This window comes from Exiguobacterium antarcticum DSM 14480 (assembly GCF_000685865.1).
Taxonomy (GTDB): domain Bacteria; phylum Bacillota; class Bacilli; order Exiguobacteriales; family Exiguobacteriaceae; genus Exiguobacterium_A; species Exiguobacterium_A antarcticum.
In genome coordinates, this window is sequence record NZ_JMKS01000005.1 from 743,743 (window position 1) to 765,775 (window position 22,033).

Here is a 22,033-nt window from a genome sequence, read left to right on the forward strand (position 1 = left end):
GATAATTAACGAAGGAGGGGTGCCGATGTATGAACAGGAGAAACGATTGCTGGCGGAAGCTGCATTGAAGCATGTCAAAAACGGGATGGTTCTCGGACTCGGGACAGGTTCGACGGCCCGTCTCTTCATCGAAGTGTTAGGGAACTGGGTGCAGGACGGTGGACAGATTCAAGGGGTCGCGACCTCAGACGCAACAGCGGAGCAGGCGAAACAATTAAACATTCCGCTTTTATCGCTTGAAGAAGCAACGCATATCGACCTGGTCATCGACGGAATCGACCAAATTGATCGCCAGTTCCAGGTGCTAAAAGGGGGCGGCGGCGCCTTGTTTCGGGAAAAAGTTGTCGCCTTGATGAGCCGTGAAGTGCTCTACCTCGCAGATGCGTCGAAGTTCGTCCATCATCTCAGTGGACCGTTGCCGGTTGAAGTCGAGCCGTTTGCGGGACCTTATGTCGAGCAACGTCTGCAGGAGAAACATCTTGTCTTTACGTTACGTCAACAAGACGGACAACTTTTTGTCACGGATGGTGGCCACTTGATTATTGATGTGGATCTAGAACGTATACAAGATGTGCGTCATTTCGCACAAGAACTGAAGGGATGGTCAGGTGTCGTCGAGACAGGATACTTTGAACGCCAGCCGGATCACGTCTTGACGGTGGAGCAGGGGAACGTCCGGCAGCTCGCTCATCCGAATCTGCGGGATGGCGGAGGTCTTGTCTAGCGGGGCAAGTTGATGTTTGAAGCAGAAAGAAGGGGAACACATGCGATTACGAAAACGGTATTTGTTTGGTGCCAGTATGCTTGCCGGTGCCGGCCTCTTGTTATTAAAAAAGAAAGAGCCGGCCTCGACCAGCCACCTCAAGGAATATTTGTCACATCTGGACGAAGATTTGAGTCCGGATGCGGATAAAGATCCGGATGAAGTCGGGTTGACGAAACTGGATTCGATTTATCGTGCCGAGTGGCAAGCGAACGGCTATCCACGTTCCAGAAAAGAACTCGAGGATTTAGAAAAATAAATCACGCCAGCACTCCGGTTCGGGGCGCTGGCGTGATTTTAGTATGTAAGGGAACCGGCGATGATCAATCCGATTGAAATCGATAGAAACAGTAATAACAAACCAACCGCTTCGTTGTTGGCATCAATTTCTTTTGTCATGCTGAGACGTGGAATGATCAAGTCAGCCAAGTAGAACAAGACGATCTGGAAAACAATCGCAAGCGCTCCCCACAACACCATGTCGAGAATGCTGACGGAGTTCGTGATGCTTGAATAAAGAACGATCGCAAGACCAAGGATCCGTCCGCCGAACGCATAGACGGCTGCTTTTTTCCCTTGACGGATCAGCTCCATCTCTTTTGACTTCGTCGTCACTTCAAACAGGACGACCCCGATTGCTAGCAGGAGTGTTGCGACCCCGATATACGCAAGCGTCGATAAAAACAGTTCACTAAAACCCACTGTACTTCCCCCTTAGGAATGATTTGATTTGTTTCGTTCTTTTCGTTGTTGCCACGAGACATACCCTTCGAGCATCGCACCGACTAAAATCCCGGCTGAGACGTACAGATAAAAATTATCACCGATGAAGCCGAAGACCAGCCCGAGGATCAGACCGATTAAAATGTAAGGTCCTTTTGTTAATTGCATCAAATTCACCTACCTCACTGTCAAACGTAGCTGATTTTTTCAGATTCGTCCATCCCTAATCCGAATGATGTGTCGTCGCCACCTCTTGTTCGATTGAAAAAAGAGTGACTTGGTTCCGACCATTTTGTTTCGAATGGTAGAGGGCGGCATCGGCATCGGTGACAAGATGTTGGATCTCTGTTGTCGTTTTTGGAAAACTCGCGACCCCGAACGAAGCGGTCAACGGCAGAAAGACACCGGTCGATAACTGAAAAGGGGAGGTCGCGATCCGTTCCCGTAACTGTTCTGCGAGAGCGACGACCTTAGCGATCGTCAGCTGCTCGACGAGAATCGAAAACTCTTCACCGCCGTTTCGGGAGACATACCCGGCATCCGTCACACCATCCCGCAGGCGGGCTGCGAATTGACGTAACACTTCATCACCGGCCTCGTGCCCATACGTGTCGTTGACCTGCTTGAAATGATCGATATCAATCGTAATCAAAGCAATTTCGTGTTGGTGTAGGATGGTTTGTTGTTTCAAGTCATCAAAATGATCCGTGAAGGCACGGAAATTATGTAGACCGGTCAAAAAATCACGTTGAGCCGTCTGTTGTAACGTCCGCATTGACTGTTTCGTCAGCCGGATGTCACGGATGATGACAAGGGCGAGCCAGCTGCTGACGAATGAGGCGGGAAGGACGACGCTCAAAATCGTTGTCATCAGTCCGGTCGCCGCCAGCACGTAGGTCAGGACGGCACCGTGCAGAACAGTCGCATAAATCGTGACGAGCGTAAAGGTTCGTTTCGAGTAGATCGGGAACCAGTTGACGAGCAAAGACGTCCCGCCGGCAACCAATATGATGAAAAGCGTGGCGGCATAGGCGGCGGCGTTCGTACTGATACTGAACCGGTAGAGGACGATGACCGCCGTGACGATGACCGTCGGTAAGGGTCCGGCAAAATAGGCGGCAACGATGACAGGAATATGTCGTAAATCGACAAGCACGCCGGGGACGGGCTCAATCGTCAACTGCATTAACAGAAGCGACAGGACACTTAAACTGATGCCATAGAGAATCCGGACCGATCGTTTGGAGTCGACGGTGATCGGATGTGGTGATAATTTACCAAGCAGATAAAAACCACTCATCAATAGAGTCACGTTATGCAGCACATCATATAAAATCACTTTCAAGCTTATTCACCTTGCTTTCGTCAAACAAATCATACTTATCGTTAGAATACGCTAGTTGCTGTACAAAATCCTGTATTCTGATAAAAGATTTCTAGAAAAAGCATCTAAAAATCAAGTATGTCCATAATGTGAACTTATAGAACCTATAAGCTGTACTTATAGGTTCATGGATTTTGATTGACCGTTGCCAGATTCAATTGTTAAATGATGAAGAAGCAATTGAAAGCGCTTACTAAAATTAAAAGGAGACACACCATGGAACTTGTCATCATTCTTCTTGCCTTATCTTTATTGATGTTCGTGGCATATCGAGGGTTTTCGGTCATCTTGTTTGCTCCAATCTGTGCCTTGTTCGCTGTCTTACTGACGAACCCGGATTGGGTCTTACCATTCTTCTCCAACATCTTCATGGAAAAAATGGTCGGCTTTATCAAGGCCTATTTCCCTGTCTTCCTCCTCGGAGCGATTTTCGGGAAAGTCGTCGAGATGTCAGGGATCGCTGAATCGATCGCGAAGTCGATCATTCGGATGATCGGGACGAAACGGGTCGTCATCATCATGGAACACGTCAATAAGTACGGCGAGTCGAAGGTCAAGACGAGTTGTACGTTACCGTTGACCGGGAGCCAAGTCGTCAATCGGCTGATCACGGATAAAGCCGTCTTTGATTTCACGGAATCGGGGATGGTCCTGATCGAGGCGTTAAACGGACTCACCGTCGAAGACATTCGCGCTGTCACAGAAGCGAACTTCACGGTCAGTCCGGAACTTGAACGAATGCCAGTAGGGGAGTGAGTCAAATGGTCAAGGGAGATATCGTCCTCGTGACGGGAGCAGGAAGCGGGATTGGTCTTGAAATTTCAAAAGCGTTTGCCGAGGCAGGGGCGAAGGTCGTCATCACGGACGTCATCTACCCGCTTGTTCCGCAAAAACGGTTGCTCGCCGTCGAAGAAATCGCCGACTATGCGTTATTCCTCGCCAGTCGGAAAGCAAAAGGCATCACGGGACAGGCCAACGTCTTGGACGGTGGTTATACGATTCAATAAGGGGGAAATCAGGATGAGTGAACAAGTTGTCATCGTCAGTGCGACACGAACGGCAATCGGCAGTTTTAACGGCAGTTTAAAAGATGTCAAGGCAACGACGCTTGGGGCGACGGTCATCCGGGCAGCACTGGAACAAGCGAACGTCGCGCCCAATCTCGTCGAAGAAGTCATCATGGGCAACGTCCTTCAGGCAGGACTCGGACAAAATCCGGCGCGTCAGGCAAGTCTCCTCGCCGGTCTTCCGGAAACGGTTCCGGCGATGACGATCAATAAAGTCTGTGGTTCCGGCTTAAAGGCGATTCATCTCGCGTTTCAGGCGATCAAGTCCGGAGAGGCGGATATCATCGTCGCCGGCGGGATGGAAAACATGAGCCAGGCGCCGTACGTGTTAAGTGGTGCCCGGACCGGCTTACGGATGGGTGACCAGCCGCTTGTCGATACGATCATCAAGGACGGACTCGAATGTGCCTTTAACGATTACCATATGGGGATCACAGCGGAAAATCTGGCCGAGCAATATACGATTTCCCGGGAGGCGCAAGACCAGTTTGCAGCGACAAGTCAACAAAAAGCAAGCCAAGCCATTGAAGCGGATCGTTTCCAAGCGGAAATCACACCGGTTGAAATTCCGCAACGTAAAGGCGAGCCTGTCGTATTCACGCAAGATGAGTTCCCGCGTGCCGGTACGACAAACGAGTCCCTCGCACGACTGCGCCCGGCCTTCAAGAAGGACGGGACGGTGACGGCCGGTAACGCATCCGGGATCAATGACGGAGCGGCAGCAGTCGTCGTCATGTCTGCTCGCAAAGCGAAAGAACTCGGACTGACACCCCTCGTCGAGATTGTCGCAAACGGCACGTCCGGCGTCGACCCGAGCATCATGGGGATCGGTCCGGTCAAGGCGGTCGGACAGGCGTTGCAAAAAGCCGGTCTTGAACTTGACGCCATCGAGGTCATCGAGGCGAACGAAGCGTTTGCTGCGCAATCACTTGCGGTTGACGCGGAACTCCGGTTTGATCCGGCGAAGTTGAACCGTAACGGCGGAGCGATTGCACTCGGTCATCCGATCGGCGCCAGCGGAACACGGATCATGGTGACATTGATCCACGAGATGTTACGGACCGGCGAAAGCCATGGTCTCGCGACACTCTGTATCGGCGGCGGTCAAGGGATTGCGACGATCGTCAAGAAGTTTGAAGAATGATTCTGATTGTTAAACAGTAAAAATTGAAGAGGCTGACTCTAAAAGGAAGCACTCATTTTTTCACGCCCTTTCCTCAGGCGAGACACAAGCCAGCTTTCCTGCCTCAATCAGGCAGGAAAGCGGGTCTTGTTTGTCTCTGACAGCGCAACAATGCGCTTTTTCCTGCAGGAGTCGCGTGAAAAGAGTGTTTCTTTTTTTATGAGATCAGGGTGGCAGAATAAAAATCTGCCACCCTTCTTTTGCGTTTGGTTTAAATGATTTACTGGATTAGCGAAATGACGCGGGAAAGAAAAAGAGCACAAGACATGACAAAAAGAAACGGCTTACGGTAAAATGAAACACGTTGTAAGGGAGGGTGTCAGATGATTTTATTACAGAATGTCAGTAAAGCTTTTTCCGGACAACCGGTCATCCAGTCCGTCGCCCTCTCGATTGAACAGGGCGAGATTCATGGCATCATCGGTGCGAGCGGTGCCGGGAAATCGACCTTACTCCGGCTGATGAACCTGCTCGAACGGCCGGATACCGGGCGGGTCGAATTTGACGGGATGGATTTAACAAACCTGCCGAACCGACAGCTGCGGCAGACCCGACAAAATATCGGGATGATTTTTCAAGACTTTAATCTGGTCGGAAACAAGACGGTCGAACAAAACATTGGTGTTTCGCTTGAACTGGCCCGTGTCAAAAAATGTGAGCAGGCGGACCGGATTCAGGAGTGTCTCCGGTTTGTCGGACTGGAATCCTTTGCCCGGAAGTATCCGTCCGAACTGAGCGGAGGACAGAAGCAGCGTGTCGCGATTGCCCGGGCGCTCGCCAACCGCCCGCGCGTTTTGCTGTGTGACGAACCGACGTCTTCGCTTGATCCGAGTACGACGTCGGAAATTTTAAGGGTGCTGCAGGACATCAATCAGACACTCGGGGTGACGATTGTCCTTGTCAGTCATGAGATGCAGGTGATTCAAAGCATTTGCAATCGGGTCACGATCATGGCGGACGGGCAGATTGAAACGACGATTGCGACCGAACCGGCTGGAATCACGGAAATTACGAGTGATGCCGGTTGGTTCCTGACCCAATTGACGGAGCGGAGGGATCCACATGCCTGACATCGTGCTCGAATATGCTTCGGAAATCAGACTGGCGATCGGACAAACGTTCGTGATGGTCGGGATCTCGATTCTCGCGGCAGTTCTCGTTGGTTTACCGCTCGGAACCTGGCTCTATCTGTCACGCAAAGGCCAGTTATTGTCGAACCGGTTCGTCTTTTCAAGTTTGAACTTACTCGTCAATACAATCCGGTCATTTCCATTTTTATTGCTCGTCGTTTTCCTGATTCCGTTTACGCGGATCATCATCGGGACGGCGATTGGAACAGCAGCGGCGACCGTCCCGCTTGCGGTCATTGCGATCGCCCATTACTCACGGCTCGTCGAACAGTCGTTGCTTGAAGTGCCGAAAGGTGTCATCGAAGCGGCCGTCTCGATGGGGGCTTCGACACGCGAAGTCGTCGTAAAATTTTTATTTGTTGAAGCCCGGTCCGGTCTTGTGCTCGGTCTGACGACGTCGATCGTCAGCTTCATTTCCTATTCGACGATCATGGGAGTTGTCGGCGGCGGAGGAATCGGCGACTTTGCCGTCCGGTACGGCTACCAACAGTTTCAGACGGAATTGATGCTGTATATGATTTTAATTATGGTCATCCTGGTGCAACTGATTCAGTTTGCCGGGACGACCGTAGCACGCTTGCTCGATAAACGTTAACCGAAAGTAGGAATTCAAATGAAAAAAATCATGATATTACTCAGCGTGTTTGTCCTGGCATTAGCCGGATGCGGGAACGCGGACAAGAAGGACGAACAAGGTTCGACGGAAAAAACGGAGACGTTAAAAGTCGCGTCACTGATCAAACCGATGACAGAAATTCTGGATCTCGTTAAACCCCAATTAAAAGAAGAGGGCATTAACCTGGAAGTCGTCGTCTTGAGTGATAACGTTCAACCGAACAGTGCCCTGGCGGCAAAAGAAGTGGATGCGAACTTCTTCCAACACGTCCCGTACATGGAAGAGTTTAACCGGAACAACGATGCCAAACTCGTCCCGATTGAACCGATCTACTTCGCGAACTACGGTCTTTATTCGAAAGAATACAAAAAGCTGGACCAATTGCCGAAAGGTGCCGTCATCGCAATCGCGAACGACGTCTCGAACATTGACCGCTCGCTGGCTTTACTTGCCCAACATGATGCGATCAAGTTGAAAAAGAAAACCGGTCCGTATTACACGATGAAAGACATCACGGAAAACAAACGTAACTTTAAGTTCAAGGAAGTGGATTTGTTGATGCTGGCCCGTCTCTATGACGATGCTGATGCGGTCATCATGACGCCGGCCTACGCTTCTCCACTCGGTCTGACGCCGAAGAAGGATGCCCTTGTCACGGAAGGCGTCGAGAATGACTTCGCGATCACGCTCGTCGCCCGGAAGGACAATCAGGATGCAGAAGCGATTCAAAAACTTGCGAAAGCGATGACAAGTCCGAAAGTCAAAAAGTTCCTCGAAGACAATTATGATGAAACAGCGATTCCGGCCTTTAAATAAGTGATCAGATGTAAGGACCAAAAACCACTGGATGCATGTCTTTAAACAGACACGCGATCAGTGGTTTTTGCTTATAGTTTTATTAGAGTTTCGCTTATTGAGCGGTCAGTTTTTTCGCATAGCCGCTTTTTTGTAGAACGTCAGCTGTCGGCATATGGGTCCACTTGGTGACCGGGACATCGGGATTCTTTTGAATGAATTCTGTCATGATTGTATTGCCGATGGCGTAATTCGACCAACTTGGAATCTGTAACTCATAATTTCCGTTTTGTAAGTCAGAATATTTGATATTGTACGCATTCACTTCATGTAAAACATGTTTTAAGGAATGTGCAACGAGTGGTTGTGTCCAAAGGGGATTCACGTCCGGGTACAGGTCTTTTGCGAAAAGGTCTGCTTTGCCTTCTGTAACGATGTTATCAGTAACTGAGGAAGTTGATAGTTGTTCGGCCACAACAGTGTGATGGTATTCATGAGCCGTCGTATAGGCTAACATCGGTTCTGCAAAATCGACATCGAGATACAGGACAAACAAATCTTTTGAAAGAGCGATTCCGCTAACTCCTTCCATTTTTTTGTTGTGACTTGGATCATCTGGACTGATTGGCGCAACGAGTACAACAAGATCATTCTGCCGTGGGAGTTCTTTGATTGAACGCTGTAAGGACTTCTTAATTTGCTTATTAATACGTGTCTCATGTTTTTTCAAATAGGTTACGGATTCTTTTAAGTATTTTAAGTTGTTTGTCGGCTGGTCCAGCGGATTATAGACGCCAGATTGTTCGGATACCTTTTCTTGTTTCCGGACTCGTTCGTTTTCCGCCAAAACGTATTTTTCGAATAATGCTCCATTCTCGGTCGGTTTTTTCAATGCAGCATCGACATACGACTGATACGCGTCGTAGAGCGGAATGACGGTGATTGTCTGATTGTCTTGCTTGAAAGTCAATTTCTGTGGTTCGTCATTTCCATTTAGTCAGATGAACTTATGTTACCGATTACATCATTCGAGCGGATCAGCAGTCATTATTTTAGAAAAGGGTGAAACAGCAAGTTTTTTTGAGAAATGTCAGAATATTCACCAGATAAACTCCTAGCACGAGGTCACAGACCTATGTTATCCTTTCGAACGAAGTACCTGATTCGTTGATAAAACATGAGTCAGGTCGTAATTAAATCGTGGGGGTTTCTTATGTCTAAAACAGTTCCAACATCCTTTATCGTCGTCATCGGTATGATGCTGTTTGCCTTGTTTTTCGGGGCCGGTAATCTGATTTTTCCACCGATGCTCGGGCAAATGGCAGGGGAGAACGTCTGGATTGCCAATGCCGGGTTCCTGGTCACAGGCGTCGGCTTACCGTTGCTTGCGATCTTAGCCTTTGCCTATTCCGGTGAACCGGACTTACGGGCGATGGCGTCCCGGGTCCATCCGATCTTCGGTCTTGTCTTTGCCATCATCCTGTACTTAGCAATTGGTCCATTTTTTGCGATTCCGCGCGCCGGAACCGTTTCCTATGAAATCGGGATCAAACCATTCTTCGGAGAATCGGCGTCATCAACACCACTGTTGATCTTTTCGATTCTGTTTTATACGCTTGCTTGCCTGTTGTCGCTGAATCCGACAAAAATCGTGGATGTCGTCGGAAAGATTTTGACACCAATCAAGATTACATTCATCGGGCTGTTGATTCTCGTTGCCGTCATTAAGCCAATTGGAAGTTTTCAGAATCCTTTGACGACGTATCAACACAACGCTTTTTTTAACGGCTTCCAGGAAGGATATCTGACGCTTGATGCCCTCGGCGCGTTTGTCTTCGGCATCATCATCATCTCGGCAATCAAGGAAAAAGGGGTTACGTCGAAAAAACAACTGCTGATCATCTGTTCGAAAGCAGCTCTGATTGCGGCAAGCTTGCTGGCCATCACCTATTCGGCCCTTGCGTTCATGGGGGCTTCCAGTGTCTCGAAAATCGGTCCGTTGAAGAACGGAGCGGAAATCTTGTCTGCCGTCTCCGATTATTACTTCGGTTCGTACGGTTCGATTCTACTCGGTCTGATGATCACGGTCGCGTGTCTGACGACGAGTGTCGGTCTGATCACGGCCTGTGCGTCCTTCTTCTCCCTCTTGTTGCCACGGATTTCATACGTCAAGTGGACGATTGGACTGTCGATCTTCAGCGCGCTCGTCGCCAACATCGGTCTGACACAGTTGATCGCGATTTCGAAACCGGTTCTGCTGACACTTTATCCACTGGCAATCTGTCTGATTTTCCTGACGTTCTTACATAACGTCTTTAAAGGAAAACCGGCTGTCTACCAGGGCGCGATGTGGATGACGTTTGCCGTCAGTCTGTTTGACGGACTGAAGGTCGCGGAAGCACCGGTTGGACCGGTCTTACGTGTTTTTGAAAACGTGTTGCCGTTCTTTTCCGTCGGACTCGGTTGGGTCGTTCCGGCCATCATCGGAGCCATCTTAGGCGGATTATTCGGGCGGAAAAAAGCGTACCGCTCGGAAGAATCACGTGTTGCTTAATTTCAATTTTATTTAGACGGAAGCTGTTTCGATTTTAAAATCGAAGCAGCTTTTTTGCTGTCTGCCCAACTATCATCGATGGAAACAAATTGGAATGGTATTGACAAAGGGAACAGGATCGATGATATAGTAGTATTGCAAATGAGATTCATTATCAATTAAAAGGGAGTGGTTTTTCTGTTTATTCAACTTAAAACAATCCGGGTGGAAACCGGTCATGCCGAGTCAATGATTGAACGGTTCGCAGGCGAAGGCATCATCGAACAACAACCCGGCTTCATCGATCTCAGTGTCCTGCAAAAAAAGCGGACGCGGGGCGAGGAAGAAGTCATCGTACTGATTCGCTGGGAGTCGGAAGACGACTGGAAAGCGTGGGAGACGAGTGACGTCCATCTTGCAGGTCACCGTGCACGTCGTGGTCAACCGGTGCCGTCGTTCATTTTAGGAAGTGACCAGCAGTATTACGAGGTCCTTGGTCAAAAAGTAAAAAGTTAAAAAAAGACCGATCCGTCGATTCGTGACAGATCGGTCTGCCTTTATTTTCGGAACAATAATACGATGAAATAAGGTGCCCCAAGAATTGCGATGACAATCCCGACCGGAATGTCGGCCGGAGCAAGCAGATTTTTCCCGATCAAGTCGGCGAGCAACACGAGCAGACTGCCGAGCAGGGCGGCGACCGGAATCAGACTGTAATGATTTGGTCCGACGAGACGCCGGGCGATGTGCGGGGCGAGCAATCCGATAAAGGAAATTCCGCCACCGGCAGCGACACAGGAACCGGCAAGTGCGGCAGCGATCAATAAAATCCGTTTCCGTGTCCGTTCGACTCGGAGTCCTAACGTCTGCGGGAGCGAGCCGCTCAGTTGCAACAGATTCAACGACCGGCTGTGTAAAAAGGCAAGCGGCACCAAACTGACGATCCAAGGGGCAAGCGTCAAGACGGATGACCAATCTGCCTGCCAGATGCTTCCGGTCAACCAGACCGTCGCCTGCTGAAAATCGCGAGGATCCATCTTCAACTGAAAAATGATCAAGAGAGCGCCGCAGAGGGCGTTGATTCCGACCCCAACCAACAACAGACGTCCCGGTTGGACCGCTTTTCCCGCCAACCGGTAAATCGTCCAGGCGACAAGCGTCGCACCGAAAAAAGCGACGAACGGCAGAACCGGAAGTTGATGTGTAGCGGAGCGAAAGAAAAACAGCGTCAAGACCACGAACAGTCCGGCACCGGCATTGATTCCGAGAATGCCGGGATCAGCGAGGGCATTGCGTGACATCCCTTGAAGTAATGTCCCGGAGACAGCCAGTCCGGCACCAATCAACAAGGCGAGCAACATCCGCGGTAGCCGGAGATCGATGAGAATCAATCGTTCCGCTTCCGTCCCTTGTCCGATCAACGTTCGGCCGATCGCACCAAACGAAACGGGAAGAATTCCGGTCGACAGACTGTACACGAATGTCAAAATGAGCAGACTACATAAACAAACCAGCGTCAATCGCGCCTGTTTTACGGCATGCCAGACATCCATCAGACGGACAACTCCTTTCGGCGGGCGAGATAAAGAAAGTAGGGTACCCCGACCAAGGCGGTGACGGCTCCAAGCGGGGTTTCGAACGGCGGATTGATCATGCGCGCCAGCAAATCGGAAGCGATCAATAACGTCATGCCGAACAGAGCGCTGACCGGTAGCAACAGGTAATAGTTCGTTCCGACTAAAAAGCGGCTGATATGGGGAATGATCAAGCCGACAAAGCCGATGACACCGGCGACCGACACGGCAACACCGGCAAGCAGGACGATGCTGCAAAATCCAAGCAGCCGGACTTTCGTCAACGAGGAACCGAGCCCGGTCGCAACATCTTCTCCGAGCGAGAGGACGGTCATGCTGCGGGCGATATGTAAGGAAATGAGGAGTCCAAGCAGGACGACCGGAAGCAAGACAAACACGTGCGCCCATTTTGCCCCGGATAACCCGCCGGCATACCAAAAGCTGAGATCTTGGGCGACTTGGTGAAACAGAGTGATGCCGGTCGACAAGGCGCTGAATAAAGCACTCAGTGCCGCACCGGCTACGGTCAACGTGACTGGTGAAAAGCGACCGCGGGCAAACACCGTGATCAGCAGAATGACGGCTGTTCCAAGTGCAGCGCCGCCAAACGAAAAGGCAAGCGAAGTCACAAATGAATGCTCCGAGACAAAGGCTAGCGACAAGGCGACTCCAAGTCCCGCTCCGTGGGTGATGCCAAGCAGGGAGGGGTCAGCCAGCGCATTCCGGGTCAACCCTTGCATCATCGTTCCCGACAGCGCCAGTGCAATGCCGACAAGCCCGGCGCAAATCAGACGCGGAAGCCGGACTTCTTGGACGAGTTGATGCTGCAGATTACCGGCGTCAAAGGCATGAAACGAGGCGAGGACGGTCGCCCGGGAAATCGGCACGGCACCGTAAAACAAGGACAGTGTACTGAGTAGCGTGAGCAGTCCAACCGTGAGAACAACAATCGTCAGGATTGAGCGTGGTCGAACGGATGTAGTCATAGACGTCTCTCCTTTTTAATTGAGAATCAGATTCATTATCAACGCGATTAAACGTACATCGAAGACCAATTTTTTGTCAAATGTTTTTTTAAGGAGTGGGCAGGATGGAGTTACAGATCAAACCGTTACCAATCGAGAAGCACTGGTTGCTTGAAGGCGACCGGCGATCAGTCAAGCCGGGACTGGTCATTGTCGTTGCGGGGAGCGGATTTTTATACAGCAACCGGCACCGATTATACCCGGGCGACGCCGTCTGGATCGAACAAATCGATGAGGTGTTGCCAACTGTAAAAGAAACCTGTTTGTTCTATCACCTGACGTTGACAGGACACCGGTGTGCGCTGTACCGACAAGATGCAGGCATCCTGCATGACTGGTTACGGCAACTGCATGTCAGCCCGACTTCGGAACAGGAAGGGTTGACTCAACTACGAATTCTGTATCAATTGCTTGAGACATTGAGCCGCGAACAGGAGAATCATGTGTTTGAGGAAGTGGTCGCTTCGTGGCTGAAGGACTTGTCGATGCAACGGTCCGTCCATGAGCTGGCGCTTGATCTCGGAATGTCGGTCCCGACATTTAACCGGCTGTTTAAAGAGCGGTATCACGCAACACCAAAAGAATATGTGACGCAACTGCGGATTCGCACGGCAAAGGAGTGGATGCTCGCTTCACACGAGATGACGTTGGCGCAAATCGCACAAAAAGTGGGGCTGCAGGACGAATTTTACTTCAGCCGCCTCTTCAAAAAACGGACCGGCTTGTCGCCGACCTATTTTTTACAACGGATTACGCCCCGGATCGGCATTGCCAGCCGCCTCTTATTGCAGGATCATCTGTTGGCACTTGGTCTGCAACCGATCCTGGCACCGAGTTATCCGACGGAATACGGAGCAAGCGGATTACCCGTGTTTTTGACCGGACTGGACGGAACCCTTTTGTACGACGCCAATCAACCGCTTCAACGGGAATGGTTCGAGACGACGGCACTCGATTTGATTATCAAGACACCGAGTTTAGAGAAGGGACAGGATATCAGCTGGTTGCCGGCGGACCATGTCCTTGAACTGCCGCATCAAACCTGCTGGAGTGACTATCTCCGACTGATTGCCGTCGCGACGAATCGGGAAGACCGGATCGAGCCGATCGTCGCGCAGATTACAGCGCTCGAACAAACGGTCAAGGAACGTCTGACGTGGAACAAGACCGGAACATGGGCTGTCGTCTGGATTCGACCGGATGAGGTGCGGTTATACGGGACGAAGCAACATACAATGCTCGATTTTTTATTTCATGATTTGGGTCTGACACCGGCACCGGGATTACCGGAAACCATTTATGAGATTGTCACGCTGGAGACGTTACAACGAGTTGATCCCGAAAACCTGCTGATCTTATGGAGTCAACCGGTTGATGTCGAGCGGATTCAGCAAGAAGAGTCGTGGCAGACCTTGCAGGCGGTCAGGCGCCATCAAGTCCATTATCCGGACAGCGTTGATTGGGATCCTTGGGGACCACTCGGGCGCACCCACATGCTGAAGCAATTGTTAGACTACATCGAAAATGAACCACGCTTGATTTGTCCATGAAAGTTGATCGGTTCGTCCATGTTGCTCTTTAGTGATAATGATTATCATTACTAATGAAGAACGAGAGTGAGAGGGGAAAAGAACCACATGAAAAAAATCATCAGTGTCACATCAGTCCTCGCGACGTGTGTTGTATTAGCCGCCTGTGGAGGCGAGGCAAGCGAACAACCGACAAAAAAAGCAGCCGCCGTCCACACCGTTGAACATATTTTTGGAAAGACGGAAGTTCCGAATGATCCGAAGAAAGTGGTTGTCCTGTCGCACGTATCGTGGGAAGGGTCGCTCGTCTCCGTCGGTGTCAAACCGTATGCCGTGATGGCGTACGATAATGAGTTTCCACCACACTTGACGAAAGAACTCGAAGGAACGAAGGCGTTGCCGTACGCGGACGAAATCAATCCGGAAGAAATCGTCAAACTGGATCCGGACTTGTTGATCATCAGTGACCGGTACAAACCGCTGTATGACAAACTGGCTAAAACAATCCCGACAGTCGTCGTCGAGGTGGGGGGTGACTGGAAAGAGGATCACCTAAAGGTTGCGGAAGCGGTCAACAAGAAAGAAGAAGGACAGGCAGTCATCGATGACTTGGCGAAAGAAGCAAAAGACATCGGTCAACGGATTAAGGAAAACGTCAAGGACGAGACGTTTATGGCGGTCTCGGTCAACAAAAAAGATATTCGTGTCTACGGTCTGACGAACCACGCGACGAACTCGCTCTTGTTTGATGATATCGGGCTGACACCGACGAAAGGTCTGCCAAAAGACTTCGGGGAAAACATTTCGATCGAAGGACTGGCGAAATACAATCCCGACCACATCATTGATCTGTCGTACTTCAACAGTGGACCGTACTACGATGAAGTGACGAACGGGAAGGTCTGGAAAGGGCTGACAGCAGTCAAACAAGATCAAGTCCATCAATTGTCGACGACGTGGGGCTTCTGGGATCCAATCGAACGCCAAAAAGGATTAATGGAACTGGAAGACGTCTTATTGAAATGACCAGATGAAGAGCAGGAGAAAGAACGGGGAAACCCGTTTTTCTCTTTTTCAAGAGTGAGAATGATTATCAATTGTTAGAAGGAGTGTGACAGTCATGACGACACGTACAGAACGAACCGAAGAGATTGCAACCCATGCAACGCTCCAAGCATTCGGCAACAGCTACCTCCGTGAAATCGACATGATCGAGTGGTTCATTCCAACAGACGAGGAGAATGTCCGGTTCGGTGATACCGCCTGCCGGATCGACGTTGGGACCGTCTACGTCCTTGAAATCCGCCGCCGTTCACGGATCGGTCGTCACGAAATCGGACGGATTTACCGGCAAACGACGAGCGGGTGGACAGAGGAAGCACCGTTGACTTTCATTATCGCTTGTTGCCAACATCTGCAACGGCTTGCTCCCGGCGTGACGGATTTATTGTACCGGGTTCTCGACAGTCACCGGGGTATGTGTCACATCATCGCGCATGAGCTGAACGAGCCGGTTTGTCCTGAGACGTTTCTTGAACACGAGCAGACGGTCCGGTTCGGACATTGGTTCCACCCGACGCCGAAAAGCCGGGTCGGGATGCATGACTGGGAGCAAGTCGCGTATGCACCGGAATTCAGGAACGGGTTTCAACTCGATTATTTTGCGGTTGATGAGTCCCTGCTGACGGAAGCCAGTGCGACGGATCAATGGATCAGCGAACAGATGCGGAAGCAACTCGGATCAGCAGTGGCACTGTCAGCGTCAGAACGCCTGTTACCCGCGCATCCTTTGCAGGCACAACATCTTTTGTTGCAACCGACCGTGCAACAGTTGCTCGCGACGAACCAACTCCGCCATCTCGGCCGCCTGGGTCCGATGTACTTCGCGACATCCTCGATCCGGACAGTCCTGCAAGCGGATCGGTCGCACATGCTGAAGTTTTCGATTCCGGTTCAAGTCACCAATTCGCGCCGGGTCAATAAACGGCACGAACTGACGGCGGGATTCGTCATGCGACGTCTCGCTGAACAGTTGACGTTGCCAAAGAGATTTTCAATTACGCACGATCCGGCCTATGCGACGATTCGGACGGAGGCGGAAGAATCCGGTTTTGAGGTCATCTACCGCGAAGCGCAAGGCGATGCGATCAACGTCGCGGCACTCGTTCAGGAACCGCTCGATCAAGAACCATCTGTCTTGATGTCGCTTGTCCACGAAGCCAGACAATCGGGTCAATCGTTAGACGAAGCTGCCTGGGAGTGGTTTGCAGCGTATATCGAACTGACCGCCGGAGCGCTGATTGAATTGTATGAGACTTACGGGATTGCTCTCGAAGCGCACCAACAGAACAGTTTGATCCGCGTCGAACAGGGACGTCCGGTCAGCTATCAGTTCCGCGATAATCAAGGATATTATCTCGCCCGGTCACATGAAGAACGGTTAATACGACTGGAACCCTCACTCGCACAGGCACCAGATCTGTTTTATGACGAAACGACGATTCAAGAACGGTTGACCTATTACGTGATCTGGAATCACTTGGCGGGTCTGATTCATCGGTTCGACCGTGATGGACTTTTGCCGGAACAAGAGTTGCTCGATTGGCTCGGGAATTGGTTCGACGACCGACAAGCGATGTTATTCGGACTCGGAAAAGACTGGATCGAGTATCTCCGTTCGCGTCAGACGTTACCTTACAAGGCAAACTTGTTGACGCGCCTGCATGCACTTGACGAACTGGAAGTCAGCGGGGAACGGGTCATCTTCATTGATATCGATAATCCATTACAGCGGGAGGGGTACCATGTCACGACTGAGCGAACGACGTGTCTGCAAACAACTTCTTGAAGCGATCCTGTTCGAACGGATCGAGCCGTTCATCGAACACCGGCGACCAAAGGGGAAAACGACATTTCGGTTCGTCCGACCGCCCTACGAACTGACGATCGAGGGTGGACGTGGGGCATTCGACCGTGTCTGGCTCGAACTCGAGACGGCCGTCTTGACACAACACCAACAAGTCCAACCGCTGACGCTTAAGCATGTGCTCGATTGCTTTCAAATCGAGGACCAATTGCGACAAGAACTGAAGCAGACGGTTCAGTTGGATGAAATCTGTCCAAGACTGATCGTCGCCCGAACGAACTTGTCGTATGAAGTATTGGAACAAGCGTTAGTCGAAGGACATCCGTATCATCCCTGTTTTAAGTCACGGATCGGCTTCTCAAACGAAGATCATTGGCGATATGGACCGGAAGCGGGACAACGATTCCGATTACGGTTCGTCGCCCTTCCGACTTCAGTCGTCCGTGCGACACGGATGGACGGGGTGATGGAGAAGACGTTTGGTCGAACGATCCTGGCCCAATTAGAGACCAGACTGACAAGCTTGACGAGTAAGTGGGAAAACTACCAGATCCTGCCCGTCCATCCATGGCAGTGGGCGCGGGTCGAGCGGGAAGTCGAACGGTGCGGAGGAATCGATCTTGGGGAAACGGGTCCTCATTTTCAAGCGACCCAGTCGATCCGGACGGTCTTTCAACCGGAGGCACCGGATGTACCGCATCTTAAATTTCCGCTCGATTTGATGCAGACGTCAGCACGGCGGACGTTCACCGTCCCGAACATCATGGCGGCACCTTCTGTATCGGACTGGTTGACCCGTTGGACAGACGGGAAACATGTCACCTTACTGCGTGAATTTGCCAGTCAGGTCGTCGAGACGGAAGACGGACGATTATCCGGACGGATCGGCTGCCTTTATCGTGACAATGTGTTGGCAAACGTGACGGCGAACGAAACCGTCGTCCCCTTGACGGCACTACCCCTCCGTGAAACGACCGGGGCACTGTTTCTGGATCCTTGGGTGAAGACATACGGTCTCGAGCCCTGGCTGAAACAGTTTCTGAGCGTGTATCTAGAACCGGTTTTTCAGTTGCTGATCGAAGAAGGGATTGCCATCGAGGCACATGCCCAAAATACCTTACTGGTGTTAGAGGACGGGTGGCCGACGCGACTGATCGTCCGGGACTTTCACGACAGCGTCGAGTACGTCACATCGTTTGTCCGTCAACGGGAGGACATACCTGATTTTGAAGCCATTCATCCCGCTTTTCGTTCGTCACTGAATACGTATTATGAGATGGCAGACGTCGAAGCGTTACGTGAACTCATCATGGATACGGTGTTTGTCTTCCATCTGACGGAATTATCACATCAGCTGGAGGCACAGTACGGCTTAAAAGAAGCGACGTTTTTTGATTGGGTCGTCGAGACACTCGCCGGACTGCAGTTGCCACCGGACCGTCTCGCTGTTCTCGAGCTGGACGCGCCGATGATTCAAGCTGAATCGCTGGTCACCCGGAAATTCAAGACAACTCAGACCCAACATCTTGTCCGCAATCCCTTGGCGGCAGAAACGAAGAAAGGAAGCGAAACGTATGCTATACATTGAAGAAACGATTTACACCGAACAGATGCTGACCGATCATCCGGTCTGTCGATTAAGCTGGCTCACGGATCCTGCTCGGACGGTCGTCGCCGTCTGCGTGAAGGATGCTGCGAGCTGGATTGCGTTTTGCCTGTACATGAAACGAATCAATGGGACGGTCGTACCGCTTCATCCTGATTTACCGGAAGCAGGAGCACGCCGTCTGGCCGAACAAGCCGGGTGCGATTATTTGGTCTATCACGATTTTCAGCAACCGATCCGCTTGACCGCAGCGAAACCTCGTCCAGGTGGACTGATCCAGTTCAGCTCCGGGACGACGGGAGACGCCAAAGTCATTCACCGGACATGGGCATCGATTGAGCAGGAGTTGACCGCATACGATCAATGTTTTCCGTTACCACGCACGACCGGAACGATCGTCGCCTGTCCGACGTCGCATTCCTACGGCTTGATTTGTGGTATCCTCGCGACGTTGCATCGCGGCGCGACACCGGTCATTCTCGAAAACCTGTCGCCACGCCATGTCTTACAGGTTTGTCAGACACACCCGGACGCGATTTTGTATGCCGGACCGGGACTTGTTTATCTGCTCAGTCAATTTAAACAACGGCTGTTCGCGGTGATGATCTCCGGAATGACGTTGCCTGCCGTCTGGTTTGAAGCAATTCAGAACGTGACGGATCATCTCCTGCAACAATATGGTTGTTCGGAAGTCGGCTGTATCGCCTTACATCCTGCGCCTAAAACCGCGCAAGCAATCGGTTATCCGTTACCACATCTGCAAATCGAGACCGGAACAAGCGATCAGCCGGCGGAATTACGGGTCAAATCGGATGGAATATGGATCGGGACAAAGGATTTGATGAGTCAGTCGGAAGACGGCGAACTGTTTTTCCTCAGTCGTCTGGACGAGATGATCAACGTGTCCGGTTTGGCGGTCTATCCGGCAGACGTCGAGGATGTGTTGTTACGTCACGTCGACGTCGAAGAAGCCGTCGTCTTTAAACGAAGTGATCGGCTGCAGGGGGAACGGGTTTGTGTGCAACTCGTCAGCACGGCGACGGAAGAGACGTTACGGCACTATTGCCGGGAACAGCTCGCCCCACATCAATGTCCGACCGATTGGACGTTTGTCCCGGCAATTGAAAAATTACCGAACGGAAAAGTGAGCCGGATCCGACTGGGGGTGACGTCATGAAGCGAGTACTCAATCACCTGGCATTTCGGCAACTCGTCCGGGACCACCTGGATGTCGTGCTGCCGGAAGAACTGACGGGACAGGAACGCCTTCGTGACGAGCTGCAACTCGACTCGATGCGCCTGTTACAGTTGCTCGTCCATCTCGAACTTGAACTGGATTTGATTCTGGCCGATGAAAAACTCGGTCAGCTTCCGCAGATGACGGTCGACCAGTTCCTTCAGTCACTTCAGAAAAAGGAGGTCCTCCGATGATTAAGGTGCATTGTCTCGTCAGCTGCGTCTGTGAAACGATCAAACGGTCGGAAGCCGACCATCGCCCGTATTATTTTGGGGTCTGGGATGCGGATTTTGCCGTGACACCTGACTTTATCTTGTCGCATCATGACGAACGGATCGATCATCAAGCGATGCTTGAGTGGTATCGTTTGCTGTACGGTATCACGGTCCATCGTTGGTATGAGCCGAGCCGATCAAAAGCGGAAAATCTTGCGCGTCTGGACGAGTTGATGGCGACGAAACGACCAGAACAATCCATCATCGTCATGCTGGATCTCGCCCGGTTACCGGAGCGGGAAAATAAGTTCCACCATGACGTCTTTCCACATTATGTGATGCTCGAGCCGACCGCTGACGAGGAGACGTGGCAGATGCTGGACCCGGATTTCCGGTACGAAGGGGAATTTGATCGGATGCGGATCATCCAGGCGATTAATCAGCCCACTGTTTCTGGAGGGTTTTGGTTTGATTCGAGTCAGGTCCAGCTGCCGGACGCAGAAACCGTTTCGGCCTATTTCATGAGTGGTCTCAAGCGACATCATCCCTTGACGGAAGCGGTAGAACAAATCGTCCTGCATCATATCGAGACTCCGGACCGGCTGCCGGCTGCGTTAAAACAACTGCCGGTCATTGCGATTCGGAAGTACGCCTATGAGCATGCCTTCGCCTATTTTTATGAACACCTAGCGATCGATCTCGTGACTTCCGATTTTGAAGACTGGTGTGACCAAATCGAACGGCTTGTCCATCAATATACGGTCATTCAGCATCGGGCGATTAAATACAGCGTGACACGCGACAGCGCAGTCCTAAGGGAAATCCAGGACTTGCTTGCGGCACAGACGACATCAGAAGACACCATCAAACGGAAGCTCGTCGACTTGTTCAGCCAATATCGTCAGAAAGAAGGGGACACGGATGCAACTTGCACTTTGTACGATCAGCTACCGCCATCATCTACGCTCATTTGAAGACCTGTTGACCTTTGCGGCGACGGAACAGTTCGACGCGATGGACGTTTGGGGTGTCCATGCGAAACACCTGCGGGCAGACGAAATCACCGCCTTACAGGAAAGTACGATTCAAGTCAGTATGCTCAGTCATTATGTTTCGTTTGATGCCCCTTTATCGGTTTTGTTGGAGCAAACAAAGGAGTTATCGTACCTGGCACAACGAATCGGAACGCGCCGGATTCGGATTTTTGCGGGAAACAAGGCCAGTCATCAACTCACTGAAGCAGAACGGGCGCGCCTTGTTTATCAACTGAGCGGCATTTGCAAAATCCTCGATCAAAACAACCAGTTGGTTTTACTTGAAATTCATCCGAACACAGCGGCCGATACGATTGAGTCAACGGAACGATTGTTGCGAGAAGTCAATCATCCCGCATGCCGGATTAATTTTGATGTTCTGCACGTCGTCGAATCCGGTGCCGATCCGGTCAGTTCCTATCTCCGGCTCGAGCCCATCATCGAGCATCTGCATTTAAAGAGTATCGCCCGGATGGATCAATTTTCTGTGTTCGCGCCGGAAAACGTCTATGCGGCAAGCGGGACGCGAGACGGAATGGTCCCGTTGTTTGATGGCATCGTCGACTACGAGACCTTTTTTAGCGAACTGGGTTCGATCCTTATCCACAAAACGGCGAGTCTTGAATGGTTCGGGGACGCCCCGGATGAAAGTGTCGCAAACGACCGCCGCTTGATTGCAAAAGCATTGACGCTGCGTGTTCCCCAGTTCATCTAATGTTCACACAGTCCAGTGTTTAGCGAAGTGACTGAAAA

At 51.1% G+C, this 22,033-nt stretch carries 23 protein-coding genes and 2 pseudogenes; 19 read left to right on the top strand and 6 right to left on the bottom strand.

The window, feature by feature from the left end:
- The first annotated feature begins 25 nt into the window (after nucleotides 1–25).
- Together rpiA and P404_RS0115095 are read left to right on the top strand one after the other, a co-directional pair.
- Entirely contained in the window at nucleotides 26–724 is a 699-nt protein-coding gene (rpiA, locus tag P404_RS0115090) for a ribose-5-phosphate isomerase RpiA (protein ID WP_026831194.1), read from the top strand.
- A gap of 40 nt (nucleotides 725–764) precedes the next feature.
- Nucleotides 765–1,022 (top strand): hypothetical protein, encoded by a 258-nt coding sequence (locus P404_RS0115095; RefSeq protein ID WP_014970129.1) that lies wholly within the window; start codon nucleotides 765–767, stop codon nucleotides 1,020–1,022.
- Nucleotides 1,023–1,060: 38 nt separating this feature from the next.
- Here the strand turns inward: P404_RS0115095 and P404_RS0115100 are convergent, their stop codons facing one another.
- The 3 genes from P404_RS0115100 to P404_RS0115110 are packed head-to-tail and all read right to left on the bottom strand — an operon-like array spanning nucleotide 1,061 to nucleotide 2,825.
- On the bottom strand, nucleotides 1,061–1,465 hold the full coding sequence (locus P404_RS0115100; RefSeq protein WP_012370068.1) for a DUF350 domain-containing protein: 405 nt from the start codon (nucleotides 1,463–1,465) through the stop codon (nucleotides 1,061–1,063).
- 12 nt (nucleotides 1,466–1,477) lie between these two features.
- Nucleotides 1,478–1,663 carry a hypothetical protein gene (locus P404_RS18620; RefSeq protein WP_236624433.1) on the bottom strand — a complete coding sequence of 62 codons (186 nt, stop codon included), beginning with the start codon at nucleotides 1,661–1,663 and terminating at the stop codon, nucleotides 1,478–1,480.
- 46 nt (nucleotides 1,664–1,709) lie between these two features.
- Complete coding sequence (locus P404_RS0115110) at nucleotides 1,710–2,825, bottom strand: GGDEF domain-containing protein (RefSeq protein WP_236624431.1); 1,116 nt, start codon at nucleotides 2,823–2,825, stop codon at nucleotides 1,710–1,712.
- 261 nt (nucleotides 2,826–3,086) lie between these two features.
- Here P404_RS0115110 and P404_RS19005 point away from each other — a divergent pair, with 261 nt between their 5' ends.
- From P404_RS19005 to P404_RS0115140, 7 genes and pseudogenes are all read left to right on the top strand, one after another.
- Nucleotides 3,087–3,626 carry a CoA-transferase gene (locus P404_RS19005; RefSeq protein ID WP_026831195.1) on the top strand — a complete coding sequence of 180 codons (540 nt, stop codon included), beginning with the start codon at nucleotides 3,087–3,089 and terminating at the stop codon, nucleotides 3,624–3,626.
- Between the two features lie 5 nt (nucleotides 3,627–3,631).
- Nucleotides 3,632–3,724: pseudogene (locus tag P404_RS19140) on the top strand (SDR family NAD(P)-dependent oxidoreductase); the annotation flags it as partial.
- A pseudogene (locus P404_RS19145) lies at nucleotides 3,725–3,877 on the top strand (SDR family oxidoreductase); the annotation flags it as partial.
- Nucleotides 3,878–3,890: 13 nt separating this feature from the next.
- Nucleotides 3,891–5,081 (top strand): acetyl-CoA C-acetyltransferase, encoded by a 1,191-nt coding sequence (locus tag P404_RS0115125; protein ID WP_026831197.1) that lies wholly within the window; start codon nucleotides 3,891–3,893, stop codon nucleotides 5,079–5,081.
- A gap of 362 nt (nucleotides 5,082–5,443) precedes the next feature.
- On the top strand, nucleotides 5,444–6,190 hold the full coding sequence (locus P404_RS17725) for a methionine ABC transporter ATP-binding protein (protein WP_051590526.1): 747 nt from the start codon (nucleotides 5,444–5,446) through the stop codon (nucleotides 6,188–6,190).
- On the top strand, nucleotides 6,183–6,845 hold the full coding sequence (locus tag P404_RS0115135) for a methionine ABC transporter permease (RefSeq protein WP_026831198.1): 663 nt from the start codon (nucleotides 6,183–6,185) through the stop codon (nucleotides 6,843–6,845). Before P404_RS17725 ends, P404_RS0115135 begins: the two co-directional genes overlap by 8 nt.
- Nucleotides 6,846–6,863: 18 nt before the next feature.
- Nucleotides 6,864–7,682 carry a MetQ/NlpA family ABC transporter substrate-binding protein gene (locus P404_RS0115140; protein WP_026831199.1) on the top strand — a complete coding sequence of 273 codons (819 nt, stop codon included), beginning with the start codon at nucleotides 6,864–6,866 and terminating at the stop codon, nucleotides 7,680–7,682.
- Between the two features lie 94 nt (nucleotides 7,683–7,776).
- Here P404_RS0115140 and P404_RS0115145 read toward each other — a convergent pair whose 3' ends face one another.
- The gene (locus P404_RS0115145) at nucleotides 7,777–8,631 is read right to left on the bottom strand and encodes a DUF2268 domain-containing putative Zn-dependent protease (RefSeq protein WP_026831200.1); all 855 of its coding nucleotides are present in this window, start codon (nucleotides 8,629–8,631) and stop codon (nucleotides 7,777–7,779) included.
- 243 nt (nucleotides 8,632–8,874) lie between these two features.
- Here P404_RS0115145 and brnQ point away from each other — a divergent pair, with 243 nt between their 5' ends.
- Entirely contained in the window at nucleotides 8,875–10,215 is a 1,341-nt protein-coding gene (gene brnQ / locus P404_RS0115150; protein ID WP_026831201.1) for a branched-chain amino acid transport system II carrier protein, read from the top strand.
- Between the two features lie 177 nt (nucleotides 10,216–10,392).
- Complete coding sequence (locus P404_RS0115155) at nucleotides 10,393–10,710, top strand: antibiotic biosynthesis monooxygenase (protein WP_026831202.1); 318 nt, start codon at nucleotides 10,393–10,395, stop codon at nucleotides 10,708–10,710.
- A 41-nt stretch (nucleotides 10,711–10,751) separates the two neighbouring features.
- Here the strand turns inward: P404_RS0115155 and P404_RS0115160 are convergent, their stop codons facing one another.
- Together P404_RS0115160 and P404_RS17730 are read right to left on the bottom strand one after the other, a co-directional pair.
- Nucleotides 10,752–11,747, bottom strand: a complete 996-nt coding sequence (locus tag P404_RS0115160) for a FecCD family ABC transporter permease (protein WP_026831203.1) — start codon at nucleotides 11,745–11,747, stop codon at nucleotides 10,752–10,754.
- Nucleotides 11,747–12,754, bottom strand: coding sequence for a FecCD family ABC transporter permease (locus tag P404_RS17730; RefSeq protein ID WP_034774575.1), 1,008 nt, complete (start codon nucleotides 12,752–12,754; stop codon nucleotides 11,747–11,749). Before P404_RS17730 ends, P404_RS0115160 begins: the two co-directional genes overlap by 1 nt.
- Before the next feature lie 104 nt (nucleotides 12,755–12,858).
- Between P404_RS17730 and P404_RS17735 the strand changes: the two genes are divergently transcribed.
- The 8 genes from P404_RS17735 to P404_RS0115205 all read left to right on the top strand — a co-directional run bounded on the left by P404_RS17735 (nucleotide 12,859) and on the right by P404_RS0115205 (nucleotide 21,995).
- Nucleotides 12,859–14,343, top strand: a complete 1,485-nt coding sequence (locus P404_RS17735) for a helix-turn-helix domain-containing protein (RefSeq protein ID WP_051590527.1) — start codon at nucleotides 12,859–12,861, stop codon at nucleotides 14,341–14,343.
- 87 nt (nucleotides 14,344–14,430) lie between these two features.
- The gene (locus tag P404_RS0115175; protein WP_026831204.1) at nucleotides 14,431–15,348 is read left to right on the top strand and encodes an ABC transporter substrate-binding protein; all 918 of its coding nucleotides are present in this window, start codon (nucleotides 14,431–14,433) and stop codon (nucleotides 15,346–15,348) included.
- 94 nt (nucleotides 15,349–15,442) lie between these two features.
- Nucleotides 15,443–17,170, top strand: a complete 1,728-nt coding sequence (locus tag P404_RS17740; RefSeq protein WP_051590528.1) for an IucA/IucC family protein — start codon at nucleotides 15,443–15,445, stop codon at nucleotides 17,168–17,170.
- Nucleotides 17,127–18,776: an IucA/IucC family protein gene (locus P404_RS18420; protein WP_026831205.1), complete on the top strand. Its 1,650-nt coding sequence runs from the start codon at nucleotides 17,127–17,129 to the stop codon at nucleotides 18,774–18,776. Before P404_RS17740 ends, P404_RS18420 begins: the two co-directional genes overlap by 44 nt.
- A complete protein-coding gene (locus P404_RS0115190; RefSeq protein WP_026831206.1) occupies nucleotides 18,763–19,971 on the top strand; it encodes an AMP-binding protein in 1,209 nt (402 codons plus the stop codon). The genes P404_RS18420 and P404_RS0115190 overlap by 14 nt, the downstream gene beginning before the upstream one ends.
- Nucleotides 19,968–20,225: a hypothetical protein gene (locus tag P404_RS0115195; protein WP_026831207.1), complete on the top strand. Its 258-nt coding sequence runs from the start codon at nucleotides 19,968–19,970 to the stop codon at nucleotides 20,223–20,225. The genes P404_RS0115190 and P404_RS0115195 overlap by 4 nt, the downstream gene beginning before the upstream one ends.
- Nucleotides 20,222–21,220, top strand: a complete 999-nt coding sequence (locus P404_RS17745) for a DUF6005 family protein (RefSeq protein ID WP_201770347.1) — start codon at nucleotides 20,222–20,224, stop codon at nucleotides 21,218–21,220. The genes P404_RS0115195 and P404_RS17745 overlap by 4 nt, the downstream gene beginning before the upstream one ends.
- Nucleotides 21,168–21,995, top strand: a complete 828-nt coding sequence (locus P404_RS0115205; RefSeq protein WP_026831208.1) for a sugar phosphate isomerase/epimerase family protein — start codon at nucleotides 21,168–21,170, stop codon at nucleotides 21,993–21,995. The genes P404_RS17745 and P404_RS0115205 overlap by 53 nt, the downstream gene beginning before the upstream one ends.
- The last annotated feature ends 38 nt before the right edge of the window (nucleotides 21,996–22,033 follow it).

What these genes read in the sequence shown, in the direction of transcription:
- P404_RS0115135 (WP_026831198.1), top strand. Translation starts at nt 6,183, where the DNA reads ATGCCTGACATCGTGCTCGAATATGCTTCGGAAATCAGACTGGCGATC.
- P404_RS19005 (WP_026831195.1), top strand. Translation starts at nt 3,087, where the DNA reads ATGGAACTTGTCATCATTCTTCTTGCCTTATCTTTATTGATGTTCGTG.
- P404_RS17745 (WP_201770347.1), top strand. Translation starts at nt 20,222, where the DNA reads ATGATTAAGGTGCATTGTCTCGTCAGCTGCGTCTGTGAAACGATCAAA.
- brnQ (WP_026831201.1), top strand. Translation starts at nt 8,875, where the DNA reads ATGTCTAAAACAGTTCCAACATCCTTTATCGTCGTCATCGGTATGATG.
- P404_RS0115160 (WP_026831203.1), bottom strand. Translation starts at nt 11,747, where the DNA reads ATGGATGTCTGGCATGCCGTAAAACAGGCGCGATTGACGCTGGTTTGT.
- P404_RS0115205 (WP_026831208.1), top strand. Translation starts at nt 21,168, where the DNA reads ATGCAACTTGCACTTTGTACGATCAGCTACCGCCATCATCTACGCTCA.
- P404_RS0115175 (WP_026831204.1), top strand. Translation starts at nt 14,431, where the DNA reads ATGAAAAAAATCATCAGTGTCACATCAGTCCTCGCGACGTGTGTTGTA.
- P404_RS0115195 (WP_026831207.1), top strand. Translation starts at nt 19,968, where the DNA reads ATGAAGCGAGTACTCAATCACCTGGCATTTCGGCAACTCGTCCGGGAC.
- P404_RS17725 (WP_051590526.1), top strand. Translation starts at nt 5,444, where the DNA reads ATGATTTTATTACAGAATGTCAGTAAAGCTTTTTCCGGACAACCGGTC.
- P404_RS17735 (WP_051590527.1), top strand. Translation starts at nt 12,859, where the DNA reads ATGGAGTTACAGATCAAACCGTTACCAATCGAGAAGCACTGGTTGCTT.
- P404_RS0115125 (WP_026831197.1), top strand. Translation starts at nt 3,891, where the DNA reads ATGAGTGAACAAGTTGTCATCGTCAGTGCGACACGAACGGCAATCGGC.
- rpiA (WP_026831194.1), top strand. Translation starts at nt 26, where the DNA reads ATGTATGAACAGGAGAAACGATTGCTGGCGGAAGCTGCATTGAAGCAT.
- P404_RS17740 (WP_051590528.1), top strand. Translation starts at nt 15,443, where the DNA reads ATGACGACACGTACAGAACGAACCGAAGAGATTGCAACCCATGCAACG.
- P404_RS0115140 (WP_026831199.1), top strand. Translation starts at nt 6,864, where the DNA reads ATGAAAAAAATCATGATATTACTCAGCGTGTTTGTCCTGGCATTAGCC.
- P404_RS0115095 (WP_014970129.1), top strand. Translation starts at nt 765, where the DNA reads ATGCGATTACGAAAACGGTATTTGTTTGGTGCCAGTATGCTTGCCGGT.
- P404_RS18420 (WP_026831205.1), top strand. Translation starts at nt 17,127, where the DNA reads ATGTCACGACTGAGCGAACGACGTGTCTGCAAACAACTTCTTGAAGCG.
- P404_RS17730 (WP_034774575.1), bottom strand. Translation starts at nt 12,754, where the DNA reads ATGACTACATCCGTTCGACCACGCTCAATCCTGACGATTGTTGTTCTC.
- P404_RS0115190 (WP_026831206.1), top strand. Translation starts at nt 18,763, where the DNA reads ATGCTATACATTGAAGAAACGATTTACACCGAACAGATGCTGACCGAT.